General features: G+C 36.4%; 12 protein-coding genes. 8 read left to right on the top strand and 4 right to left on the bottom strand.

Going from position 1 to position 12,502, the window contains the following annotated elements:
- Nucleotides 1-8 precede the first annotated feature (8 nt).
- On the bottom strand, nt 9-581 hold the full coding sequence (locus OZP12_RS05075; RefSeq protein WP_281227971.1) for an adenylate kinase: 573 nt from the start codon (nt 579-581) through the stop codon (nt 9-11).
- Nucleotides 582-613: 32 nt separating this feature from the next.
- The gene (gene hpt / locus OZP12_RS05070; protein ID WP_281227970.1) at nt 614-1,144 is read right to left on the bottom strand and encodes a hypoxanthine phosphoribosyltransferase; all 531 of its coding nucleotides are present in this window, start codon (nt 1,142-1,144) and stop codon (nt 614-616) included.
- 88 nt (nt 1,145-1,232) lie between these two features.
- On the opposite strand from hpt, the gene OZP12_RS05065 reads away from it, so the two are divergent.
- The 4 genes from OZP12_RS05065 to OZP12_RS05050 all read left to right on the top strand — a co-directional run bounded on the left by OZP12_RS05065 (nt 1,233) and on the right by OZP12_RS05050 (nt 5,945).
- The gene (locus OZP12_RS05065) at nt 1,233-1,781 is read left to right on the top strand and encodes a HEAT-like fold family protein (RefSeq protein ID WP_349293566.1); all 549 of its coding nucleotides are present in this window, start codon (nt 1,233-1,235) and stop codon (nt 1,779-1,781) included.
- 133 nt (nt 1,782-1,914) lie between these two features.
- Nucleotides 1,915-3,069 (top strand): 5-(carboxyamino)imidazole ribonucleotide synthase, encoded by a 1,155-nt coding sequence (locus tag OZP12_RS05060; protein WP_281227969.1) that lies wholly within the window; start codon nt 1,915-1,917, stop codon nt 3,067-3,069.
- A 67-nt stretch (nt 3,070-3,136) separates the two neighbouring features.
- Nucleotides 3,137-3,622 (top strand): 5-(carboxyamino)imidazole ribonucleotide mutase, encoded by a 486-nt coding sequence (purE, locus tag OZP12_RS05055; protein WP_281227968.1) that lies wholly within the window; start codon nt 3,137-3,139, stop codon nt 3,620-3,622.
- Nucleotides 3,623-3,917: 295 nt separating this feature from the next.
- On the top strand, nt 3,918-5,945 hold the full coding sequence (locus OZP12_RS05050) for a M3 family metallopeptidase (protein ID WP_281227967.1): 2,028 nt from the start codon (nt 3,918-3,920) through the stop codon (nt 5,943-5,945).
- A gap of 132 nt (nt 5,946-6,077) precedes the next feature.
- Here OZP12_RS05050 and OZP12_RS05045 read toward each other — a convergent pair whose 3' ends face one another.
- The gene (locus tag OZP12_RS05045; RefSeq protein WP_281227966.1) at nt 6,078-6,491 is read right to left on the bottom strand and encodes a DUF1842 domain-containing protein; all 414 of its coding nucleotides are present in this window, start codon (nt 6,489-6,491) and stop codon (nt 6,078-6,080) included.
- Between the two features lie 383 nt (nt 6,492-6,874).
- Here OZP12_RS05045 and OZP12_RS05040 point away from each other — a divergent pair, with 383 nt between their 5' ends.
- From OZP12_RS05040 to OZP12_RS05030, 3 genes are all read left to right on the top strand, one after another.
- Nucleotides 6,875-7,378, top strand: a complete 504-nt coding sequence (locus tag OZP12_RS05040) for a GbsR/MarR family transcriptional regulator (RefSeq protein WP_281227965.1) — start codon at nt 6,875-6,877, stop codon at nt 7,376-7,378.
- Nucleotides 7,379-7,445: 67 nt separating this feature from the next.
- Nucleotides 7,446-7,793 (top strand): hypothetical protein, encoded by a 348-nt coding sequence (locus tag OZP12_RS05035; RefSeq protein ID WP_281227964.1) that lies wholly within the window; start codon nt 7,446-7,448, stop codon nt 7,791-7,793.
- Between the two features lie 11 nt (nt 7,794-7,804).
- Nucleotides 7,805-8,191 (top strand): hypothetical protein, encoded by a 387-nt coding sequence (locus tag OZP12_RS05030; protein ID WP_281227963.1) that lies wholly within the window; start codon nt 7,805-7,807, stop codon nt 8,189-8,191.
- Nucleotides 8,192-8,376: 185 nt separating this feature from the next.
- Here the strand turns inward: OZP12_RS05030 and OZP12_RS05025 are convergent, their stop codons facing one another.
- Nucleotides 8,377-9,189 carry a UbiA prenyltransferase family protein gene (locus tag OZP12_RS05025; protein WP_281227962.1) on the bottom strand — a complete coding sequence of 271 codons (813 nt, stop codon included), beginning with the start codon at nt 9,187-9,189 and terminating at the stop codon, nt 8,377-8,379.
- A gap of 237 nt (nt 9,190-9,426) precedes the next feature.
- Between OZP12_RS05025 and gcvP the strand changes: the two genes are divergently transcribed.
- Complete coding sequence (gene gcvP, locus OZP12_RS05020; RefSeq protein WP_281227961.1) at nt 9,427-12,276, top strand: aminomethyl-transferring glycine dehydrogenase; 2,850 nt, start codon at nt 9,427-9,429, stop codon at nt 12,274-12,276.
- Nucleotides 12,277-12,502 lie beyond the last annotated feature (226 nt).

Raw genomic sequence — 12,502 nt, 5'->3', positions numbered from 1 at the left:
AATTGCTCCTATAAATTATCGATAACCGATGTCAATCTTTCAGTAATTTCCTGAATAGATCCTATTCCGTTTACAGCGTGAAACTTGTTTTGATCTTTATAGTATCCCACTAACGGAGCCGTTTTTTCGTTGTATTCCTGATAACGGTTTCTGATTTTTTCTTCGTCCTGATCATCAACTCTTCCGCTGGTTTTTCCTCTTTCCAATAATCTGGCTACCAAAATGTTATCATCAGCTTCCAATGCAATTGTCGCTGCTACACTTGATCCGATTGTTGGTAAAAATTCATCCAACGCTATAGCTTGAGAGATTGTTCTTGGATATCCGTCGAATAAAAACCCTTTGGAATCCAAATTTTTGTTTACTTCATCGATAAGCATTTTGGTTGTCAACTCGTCTGGTACCAAGTCTCCCGCATCCATATACACTCTTGCTTCTTTTCCTAATGGAGTGTCGTTTTTCAAGTTGTAACGAAAAACATCTCCGGTAGAAATGTGTGTTAAATTGTATTTTTCTTTTAAAAACTCAGCCTGAGTTCCTTTTCCTGCCCCTGGCTTACCAAATAAAACTATATTGATCATTCCTTAATTATATAATGGTTTTTAATTAATTACTACTCTTTTAACTGATATACTTCGGGCAAATTTCGTCCTAACCCATCGTAATCCAAACCATATCCAACGATGAATTTATTAGGAATACGAATACCAATATAGTCAATTTTCAAGTCTTTTTTGAAAGCATCTGGTTTGAAAAACAAAGTTGCAATCTTAAAATGTTTGACATTTTGACTTTTGAACAATTTTTTCAATTCTTCCAAAGTATTTCCGGTATCGATAATATCTTCCAAAACAACTACGGTACGCCCTGTTAAATCCTGGTTTAAACCGATTAATTGTTTAACCGACTCCGTAGAGGAAGTCCCTTCGTATGAAGCTAATTTGATAAACGAAACTTCGCAAGGTTTTTTGTATAATTTTAAAAAATCGGAAACCACCATAAAAGAGCCATTCAGTACTCCAATAAAAACCGGTGTTTCGTCAAAAAAATCATCCTCTATTTGAGCAACCATTTTCTCCAAGGCAAAGTTTATCTCTTTGGCCGAAATAAACGGAACAAATTGTTTATCGTGTAGTTGTATCACAGTTTTATATTTTTAAATATTTGGCAAAGATAGGTATTTCACTTTTGACAATTGTAAACTGATTTGTACTTTTAATTCAAAAAAAGCAATGATAGTCACCGAATTCCAAAAAAAATTAGATTACGTAACTGCACATCGCGTCAACAGACAAAAATTTGCTAACGAAGTATTGGAAAATCAGGCACTTTTTCCGGAGTTGGTTAGACTTTGTTTTCAGACATCAAACAAGAATTCTCACAAAGCCTGCTGGATTTTAGAATTTGTGTGTTACCAAAAATTGGAATGGATGAAAGATCATTTGGATTTTTTTTGTTCCCAAATTAAAAATCTGAAAGACGAAAGTGCTATTCGTCCAGCTGCCAAAGTCTGTCAACTTTTGGTTCATTCTCATTATAAAAAGGGAGAAATAAAACTTTCAGAAAACCAATTGGAACAAATAATCGAAAGCAGTTTTGACTGGCTAATTAACGATACCAAAGTCGCTTCCAAAGCTTATTCAATGCGCACTTTATATCTCTTAGGACAACATTACGATTGGATTCTTCCCGAGTTAAAAACGATAATCACCAAAGATTTTCCAAATCACAGTGCGGCTTACAAAGCTGTCGCTAAAGAAGTTTTGAAGAAAATAAAATAGCATTTCCCTAATCAATCAGGAAAAAGTATCTTTGCAAAGGCTTGACAATAGGTCAAACAGACAAAGTAAACACAATGACAATGACACGAGCGAAGCGATTGCATTTGACCGTTTAAAAAAACAACTACAACAAATGAATTATTTTTCTTCCGATTTTAAATTAGGAATACTCGGTGGCGGACAATTAGGCAAAATGCTTTTGTTTGATACCCGAAAATTCGATATCCAAACCTATGTTCTTGACCCGAGCGATGAAGCACCTTGCAAAATAGCTTGTAATCATTTTTTTCAAGGAGACTTGATGGATTTCGAAACGGTTTACAATTTTGGAAAAAAAGTCGATGTTTTGACTTTTGAAATTGAGCTGGTAAATCTTGAAGCTTTGGAAAAACTGGAAAGTGAAGGCAAAAAAGTATATCCTTCGCCAAAAACTTTGAGACTAATTCAAAACAAAGGAATTCAAAAAGAATTTTATTCAAAAAACAATATTCCAACCGCTCCGTTTGAAAGATTTGAAAATTTGGAAGCTCTAAAATCTCACATCGCATCGAGCGCAGTCGAGATGCCTTTCGTTTGGAAATGTACCGAATTTGGATACGACGGAAACGGAGTGAAAATTATCAGACAAGCTGCTGATTTGGACAATTTACCGAATGTAGAATGTATTGCAGAAACAATGGTGCCGTTCAAAAACGAATTGGCCGTAATTGTTTGCCGCAATCCTTCAGGCGAAATAAAAACATACCCTGTAGTCGAAATGGAATTCCATCCCGAAGCCAATCAGGTAGAATATGTAATTTGTCCTGCCCGAATCGACGAAAAAGTTGCCGAAAAAGCTAGAGCCATTGCGTTGAATGTTTCAAAGCAATTCAATCATGTAGGACTTTTGGCAGTTGAAATGTTCCAAACTGAAGATGATGAAATTTTAGTAAACGAAGTGGCTCCGCGACCTCACAACTCTGGTCATTACAGCATCGAGGCCAGTTATACTTCACAATTCGAAAACCATTTGCGCGCCATTCTGGATTTACCTCTTGGAAACACAGACAGCAAAGTTGCAGGAATTATGGTAAATCTGGTAGGAGCCGAAGGATTTTCAGGTAATGTCGTTTACAAAAACATTGAAACTATTTTAGGCTGGAATGGAGTTACACCTCATATTTACGGTAAAAAACAAACCCGTCCTTTCCGAAAAATGGGACACGTAACCATTGCCAATGAAAACATGGCCGAAGCCAGACGCATTGCCGAGGACGTGAAGAATACGATAAAAGTAATTAGTAATTAGTCTCGGTTTTCAGTCACAGTTTAAACCTTAAACTCTAAACCCGAAACAACAAACAACAAACATACAAATGAGCAAAGTAGCCATAATTATGGGAAGCATTTCGGATATGCCGGTAATGCAAGATGCCATAGACATATTAAAACAATTTAATGTAGAAGTAGAAGTCGATATTGTATCGGCTCACAGGACACCGGAAAAATTATTTGATTTCAGCAAAAATGCCCATAATCGTGGTATTTCTGTAATTATTGCCGGAGCTGGCGGTGCCGCACATTTACCAGGAATGGTAGCTTCGATGTCTCCATTACCTGTAATTGGAGTTCCTGTAAAATCAAGTAACTCAATTGATGGTTGGGATTCTGTTTTATCTATTTTACAAATGCCAGGAGGAGTTCCTGTGGCAACAGTAGCCTTAAACGGAGCCAAAAATGCAGGAATTCTTGCCGCACAGATCATAGGAAGTGCCGACAGAACTATTTTGAACAAAATAATTGACTATAAAGAAGGACTGAAAGAAGCCGTTTATAAATCCTCTGAAAATTTGAATAAATAAAGAAAAAGCTCCCTGAGATAGGAGCTTTTTTTTGATATTGTTAAATCTAAACTTGGGGGGAGATTTGTTTTAACAATAATCAATGTGGTATTTTTAATATATTTTCTTTTTTGGGGGCAAAAAGAGTTTATATTTCGATGAATCAATTTGTTTTTAAACTAATTCCTCGACCAAAGTACATAAATAATCGATAAAGTACACTATTTTTTTTAAATTTTAACACTTTTTTCCTGTTTATTATTTCCAAATACAACTCTTAACATCCTCTTAAATTTAACAAAACAGCATATTAAACATGAATATACTTCTTCAAAAATTTAACACGAAGCTAGATACAGCGCCATTTTCCAAAATAAAAAACGAAGATTATCTTCCCGCTTTTCGAGAAGCAATTAGCTTGGCCAAAGCCGAAATTGATGAAATCGCAAACAATACAGAAAATCCTACTTTTAAGAACACAATTGAGGCTTTATCATTTAGCGGAGACACGTTAGACCGTATCTCAAATATCTTTTTTAATTTAAATTCAGCTGAAACGAGTGACGAAATGCAAAAAATAGCACAAGAAGTTTCTCCATTGTTGTCAGAATTTGGGAATGATATTCGTTTGAACGCAGCTTTATTTGCGAAAGTAAAAAGTGTCTATGAACAAATGGATTCTTTGAATTTAAATCCTGAGCAAAAAACACTTTTGGACAAACAATACAAAAGCTTTAGCAGAAATGGAGCTAATCTTCCTGAAGACAAGAAAAATCAGTTGCGTGAAATCGACAAAGAATTATCGACACTAAGCTTGAAATTTGGAGAAAACGTCTTGGCAGAAACGAATGCTTTCGAAATGCACCTTACCGATGAAAAAGATTTGGCTGGCCTACCCGAAGGAACTATCGAGGCTGCACGTTCATTGGCGAAAGCCCAAGAAAAAGAAGGCTGGATTTTCACATTAGATCATCCAAGTTACCTCCCATTTGTAACTTATGCCGACAATCGTGAATTGCGTAAAAAAATAACAATTGCTTTTGGTGCCAAAGGTTTTCAAAACAACGAATTTGACAACCAAGAGATTGTCCTGAGAATCGCCAAATTGCGTTTTGAAAGAGCCAATCTTTTGGGTTACAAAACACACGCTCATTTTGTACTTGAAGAACGCATGGCCGAAAGCCCTGAAAAAGTATTGTCTTTTTCTAATGATTTATTGGCAAAAGCCAAACCAGCCGCACAAAAAGAATTTGCACAACTATCCGCTTTCGCAAAAGATATTGACGGCATCGAACAATTAGAAAAATGGGACGGAGCCTATTATTCGGAAAAATTGAAACAGCAATTATTCAATTTGGATGACGAGAAACTGAAACCGTATTTTCAATTGGAGAAAGTATTGAACGGTGCTTTCACCATTGCTGGAAAACTATATAGATTGACATTTACCGAAGTTTTCGACATCGATAAGTATCACGAAGAAGTTACCACTTACGAAGTAAAAGACCAAAACAACAATTTGGTTGCCGTTTTCTACGCCGATTTTTTTCCAAGAAAAGGAAAACGAAACGGTGCCTGGATGACTTCGTTCAAATCGCAATATATCAAAGACGGCGTAAACGAAAGACCTCATATTTCCAACGTTTGCAACTTCACCAAACCGACAGAAACCAAACCGTCGCTTTTGACTTTTAATGAAGTAACCACTTTATTTCACGAATTTGGCCATGGATTACACGGAATGTTAGCCAATACCGTTTACCCAAATCTTTCAGGAACCTCGGTTTATTGGGATTTCGTTGAATTACCGAGCCAAATTATGGAGAACTGGTGCTACGAGCCCGAAGCTTTGGCTTTGTTTGCGCACCATTATGAAACCGGAGAAGTTATTCCGCAGGAATATGTCGAAAAAATTAAGGAAAGCGCCAGTTTCCTTGAAGGAATGGCAACAATGCGCCAATTGAGTTTTGGTTTACTTGATATGGGTTGGCACGGACAAGACCCAACAAATATTACTGATGTAAAAGCTTTTGAAACAGAACAGTTTGCTTCGACCCAATTATATCCGGATGTAGCCGAAAACGCAATGAGTACTGCCTTTTCACATATTTTCCAAGGAGGTTATTCCTCGGGCTATTACAGTTATAAATGGGCTGAAGTTCTCGATGCTGATGCATTCGAATATTTTCAAGAGAAAGGAATTTTTAACAAAGAAGTGGCCGACAAATTCAAAGAAAACATCCTTTCAAAAGGTGGAACTGAACATCCAATGACATTGTACAAACGCTTCAGAGGACAAGAACCTAAACCGGATGCTTTGTTGAAAAGAGCGGGGCTTTTATAGTTTTCTAGATTCTTAGACTTCTTAGACATTTATAAAAACCGAGGCAGAAACGCTTCGGTTTTTTACTTATTATAACGAAAAAAGATTGCCTAGCTGAGGCAATCTTTCTAAATTATTCTGAGAAAACTTGTCTTAAACCGCTTGTTCTTTTAACACATTTACGGATTTAACAGGTACATTTTCAACAGTGTGTGTCCAATATGAAAAACCTCCTTTTCCGTTCCATGCATTATCAATAGCCAAATGAGCATTAAAATCAGCTAAGAAAGAACCAATTGCTGGAGGTGGAACAGAATGCACATACTGCCCTTGAAGACTAACTACTTGTGTGTATTGTCCTAATCCTGTAGAATATATCCTTCCCTTTACCTGAACAACAATGTGACTATCAGGACCACTTACTGCCTGAGTAATTACCACTGTACCAGTTACGGTATGTTGTGATGGTACCACCACTAAACTAAAAGTTGCGATTGGAGCACCTGGTGTTCCAACATTTCCAATTGTACCCTTTGCTAAATAAGCACCTGCTAATAAATCTGCCATGATTCCTAATTTTTTTGTTTTTTCTTACTCGTTAGGCTTTTCAGAACCGCCTCGTTTTTTTGAGTGGGATCTGCTCCACTTTTATAATTGCTTTTTTTACAAAATCAATAGATAACATTAAAAAACAGAAAACAAATTCATATACATCACTGATAATCAAACACAAACGTCTTTTTATTTCAAAACTACACTAGACTTATAGAATTAATTAAAAAAATGATATGAAACAAAAATTTTTAGTCATAAAAGAAACAAAACAAAGCATGAGATAATTACTACTTTAAGTTTTAGGCTAAATATTCTATAATTAAACTTTCAATTATTTTTGAAAGTTTAAAAACTTTTATTTATATTTGTTCCAACAAAAGGAAATAAATCCAAAAATGGAATTCAAAGAAGCAAAAAATAAGTTTGTACAAACCTGGGGAGCATTAGGTTCTCAATGGGGAATTAATAAAACCATGGCACAAATCCATGCTTTATTAATGGTCTCAAACGAAGCTGTTTCTATGGAAGACATTATGGACGAATTACAAATTTCACGCGGAAACGCAAGTATGAACCTGAGAGCTTTAATGGATTGGGGAATTGTTTACAAAGAATACAAAGCTGGCGAAAGAAAAGAATTCTTTACAGCCGAAAAGGATTTAGATGAACTAGCTTCCAAAATTTCGAGAGAAAGAAGCAGGAGAGAAATCAAACCGGCTCTTAAAATCCTAAAAGAAGTTTCGACTATTGAAGCAAAAGATTCAGCCGAAGAAAAACACTTTGTTGACCAAACTACTAAATTGTATGATTTTGTTTTAAAAGCGGATAATGTCTTGGACAAAATGACTGAATTCAATGAAAATTGGCTAGCTAAATTGGTTTTAAAAATTATGAAGTAACAATAAAAAAATTTATCACTAAGTTTCAATTTTTTCTGAAAGTTTAAAAATTTAAAAATAAATAATTATGAATTTCAACATCATCGGATATTTAATCTATCTCAGCATTACGATTTTTATCATTCTGAAAGTTGGAAAAATATGCTACAAAAACGGAAACATCTACGTGGCTGAATTGATCCCAAACCACGCAGACATCTGTCAAAAAATCAATCAAGTTTTACTATTGGGCTACTACCTCCTAAATATTGGTTATTGTGCAATGACCCTAATTTCCTGGCAAAAAATAACTTCTTCACCCCAATTAATAGAAACCATCGGAATAAAATCAGCACTAATTATTTTCATCATATCATTATTACACTATTTCAATATTATTATCCTAACCAAATACATTCATAAATTAATTAAATAACATTTATTATCATGGAAACTACAAAAATTTTAATCGGTTACGCTGTCTATTTACCAGTCGCTTTATTCCTTACTTACTATGTTTCAAAAACTCTTTTCAAAAACGGAAAAATATTTATGCTAGATATTTTTAGAGGCAGAGAAGAAATTGCGCAGGCCACAAACAAACTTTTTGAAACAGGATTCTACCTTCTTAATCTAGGTTTTGCCTTAATGATTCTGAGATTGAGTATCTATAACGATAGCTATCAATCTCTTATTGAAGCACTGAGTTACAAAATAGGAGGATTTTCTATCTATCTTGGAATCATGCTGTTCCTGAACTTGTATTTCTTCTTCAGAGGAAAAAGAAAAGCCAAAGAAGCACAGGAGGAAGAAAGATTAGTTTTTAAAGCTTGATTTTTTTAGTTTATCAACCCGAAGCCTTTCCGCTTCGGGTTTTTTCATTTCAAAAACTCCTAAAAATTTTCCTACTTATCAATATTAGTATGAATTCAGTAAATACGTTCACTAAAATCACGTTTTTTGTCTTTTGATTTTAAAAGAAAAACTTAAAATCATAGCCTCTCAGAGACTCAGCAACTTTACAAAAAAACAACCATCAACCACCACAAAATCGGCACTGCTTCGACCCAAAAGGAAGTATAATATTTGGATCGGTTTGTATTTGCAAAATATATAAACAACATCAGCATGATTACCATAACAAGATTTATGACAGCATCATGGTAATTGAATGTTGATATAAAAATTTCCAAAAACCAAAAAGGAATCAACAATAAAAAACCTAAAAGCTTCGTCTTTTTTACGCCAATCATCTGCGGAACGGTCTTTAAATGAGGATCGTCATTTGCCAAATCGATTATTTCAAAAACCAAAATCAGCACAAAAACCAAAATAAACCGCTGAATGCATTTTATGAAAAAATCAGATGTAAACGGGATTTCGGCATTTATTAAAGGTAAAACCAAAGTCGCTCCCACCCAACAAAGCGATACTATATAAATTTTTACGCCAGCCCAGTTTCTCGCATTTCTTCTATTCGGGAAAAAAGGCAAAGTATATAGCGCTGTTATAGCAAGAATTCCAACAGAGACAATTTGCGTAATTTGTTTTAAATGAAAAAAATAATATCCCACGAGCAAAAATGAAATAAAGCTCAAAACGGCAATAATCTTCAACTGCTTCCTGACTATTTTTTTCTTCACCCGAACCAAGGCATCATATTTCACAAAATTATAGCCGACAATTGTTCCGAAAAAAACGAACAATGCCATCGCCTCATTATACGGAATATGGAACACATGGAATGTAATTTGCACCAAAGCAAAGCAGGATAGAGCTACATGAATGCTACTATTTATGTAAAACCGGAGAATGTTTTTTAAAACCTTCATCAAAAATTTAATCAATTGTTAATAAACCAGTCCATTAGTTGAAAAATCCCTATAAAATCAAGTTAAAAAAGGGCTATATTTTGAGATTAATATTTATTTTTGCACCACAAAAAAACATGACCTTTTATTTCTAGACTAAATTGTCCTGATTCAAACGAAATTCAAATATATAATGAATATTTAACAATCAGGCTTTTCCTTTAGACTTAAAAAAATAAACCGAAGCTACACACAAATATGAAAACAGATGCTTTTGCTTTAAGACACATTGGGCCAAGAGAAACTGACCTTGAACACATGTTCAAAACAATTGGCGTTAATGATATGACGCAATTACTTTACGAAACATTTCCTGATGGAATTCGTTTAAAAGAAGATTTACAATTAGATCCTGCAATGACTGAATATGAGTACGCAAATCATATTCTCGAATTAGGTAAAAAGAATAAAGTTTTCAAATCATACATCGGTTTAGGATACCACCCAACGATCGTTCCTGCACCAATTCAAAGAAACATTTTTGAAAACCCAGGATGGTACACCGCCTACACTCCTTATCAGGCCGAAATTGCTCAAGGACGTTTAGAGGCTATCCTTAACTTCCAAACTGTAGTTACTGAACTTTCAGGTATGGAAATCGCCAATGCTTCTCTTCTTGACGAAGGTACTGCAGCAGCAGAAGCTATGGCTTTATTGTTTGACGTTCGTTCTCGTGACCAAAAGAAAAACAACATAAACAAATTCTTCGTTTCCGAAGAAATCCTTCCACAAACATTATCTGTTCTACAAACTCGTTCCACTCCGGTGGGAATCGAATTAGTAGTTGGAAACCACGAAACTTTTGATTTCTCTGCAGAATTCTTCGGAGCAATCCTTCAATATCCAGGTAAATACGGTCAGGTAAATGACTACTCCGCATTTATCGCTAAAGCAAAAGAAAACGAAATTAAAGTTGCTGTTGCTGCTGATATTTTGTCTTTGGCTACTTTAACTTCTCCCGGAGAAATGGGAGCTGACGTAGTTGTAGGTACCACTCAACGTTTTGGTATCCCAATGGGCTACGGCGGACCTCATGCTGCTTATTTCGCAACTAAAGAAGAATACAAACGCTCTATGCCCGGACGTATCATCGGTGTTTCTGTCGATGCTAACGGAAACCGTGCTTTGCGTATGGCTTTAGGAACCCGTGAGCAACACATCAAACGTGAAAAAGCGACTTCAAACATCTGTACTGCTCAGGTATTATTGGCAGTTATGGCTGGTATGTACGCTGTCTATCATGGTCCAAAAGGTTTGAAATACATTGCAAACAAAGTTCACGCGTCGGCGGTAACCGCCGCAGACGCTTTGAACAAATTGGGTGTTTACCAAACTAATAGCGCATTCTTCGATACTATTTTGGTTAAAGCTGATGCCCAAAAAGTAAAAGCTATCGCCGAAAGAAACGAAGTGAACTTCTACTATGTTGACGCTGAAACAATCTCAATCTCTTTCAACGAGACTACTTCAGTTTCTGACGTTAACCAAATCATCGCAATATTTGCTGAGGCTGTAGGCAAAGATGCCATCACAGTTTCTGAATTGTCAACTGCATCTCAATTGCCTGCTTCATTAGAAAGAACTTCTTCTTTCTTGACCTATGATGTTTTCAACAACCATCATTCTGAAAGCCAATTGATGCGTTATATCAAAAAATTAGAGCGTAAAGATTTATCATTGAACCACTCTATGATTTCTTTGGGTTCTTGTACAATGAAATTGAACGCTGCATCAGAAATGTTGCCTCTATCCATGCCAAATTGGAACAGCATTCACCCATTTGCTCCAGTTGAACAAGTAGAAGGTTACACCACTATGCTTAAAAAACTGGAAGACCAATTAAGCGTTATCACAGGATTTGCAGGTACGACTTTACAACCAAACTCTGGTGCTCAAGGTGAGTATGCCGGTTTGATGACTATCCGAGCCTACCACATCTCTCGTGGCGAAGGTGACCGTAACGTATGTTTAATTCCTTCTTCTGCACACGGAACAAATCCAGCTTCTGCAGCTATGGCGGGAATGAAAATCGTCGTTACCAAAACTACTCCTGAAGGAAACATCGACGTTGAGGATTTAAGAGCAAAAGCTATCGAGCACAAAGACGATTTATCTTGCTTAATGGTAACTTACCCATCTACTCACGGTGTTTATGAGTCTTCTATTATCGAAATCACTCAATTAATCCACGATAATGGAGGATTAGTATATATGGACGGTGCCAACATGAATGCACAAGTAGGTTTAACAAACCCTGCTACTATCGGTGCTGACGTTTGTCACTTGAACTTGCACAAGACTTTTGCCATCCCTCACGGTGGCGGCGGACCTGGTGTTGGACCAATCTGCGTGAACGAAAAACTACTTCCTTTCTTACCATCTAACCCTGTATTGAACGTTGGTGGTGAGCAAGCAATCACTGCTATTTCTTCTGCTCCTTACGGATCTGCTTTAGTATGTTTGATTTCATACGGATACATCACTATGTTAGGTGCCGAAGGTCTGAGAAGCGCTACTGAGTACGCTATCCTTAACGCTAACTATATGAAAGCGCGTTTCGAAGGACACTACCCAATTCTTTACACTGGAGAGTGCGGAAGAGCGGCCCACGAAATGATTTTGGATTGCCGTGCATTCAAACAAAACGGAATCGAAGTTGGCGATATCGCAAAACGTTTGATGGATTACGGTTTCCACGCTCCAACAGTTTCTTTCCCTGTTGCCGGAACACTAATGATCGAACCGACTGAATCTGAAGATTTAGCTGAGTTAGACCGTTTCTGCGACGCTTTGATTGCTATCAGACAGGAAATTGAAGAAGCAACGGCCGAGGACAAAAATAATCCATTGAAAAACGCGCCTCACACATTGACAATGTTGACTTCTGATGCTTGGGATTTACCATACACCAGAGAGAAAGCAGCTTATCCATTGGACTACATCGCTGACAACAAATTCTGGCCTTCCGTACGTCGTATTGACGATGCCTACGGAGATAGAAATCTAGTTTGTAGTTGCGCTCCGATTGAAGCCTATATCGAAAGCTAGAATTTAAACTTTCAACATAAACAAAGCCCTTTCAGTTTTATAGCTGAAAGGGCTTTTCATTTTACGCTAAATCCTAAAAATAATTAGAAGCAGGACTTTTGTGTTTTTCAACAACTTCACTCCTGCTGTACGCTGTATCTGTGGTCCCTCTCGTCTTTTGGGACGAGACAGGACCACAGGATGCCGCTTCCATCAGGGCTAGCCAAGAAATTTTGTGTTTCATAAG

It is taken from the genome of Flavobacterium aquiphilum (assembly GCF_027111335.1).
In the GTDB taxonomy this organism is placed as follows: Bacteria; Bacteroidota; Bacteroidia; order Flavobacteriales; family Flavobacteriaceae; genus Flavobacterium; species Flavobacterium aquiphilum.
This window is presented reverse-complemented; position numbering and strand designations above follow the sequence as displayed.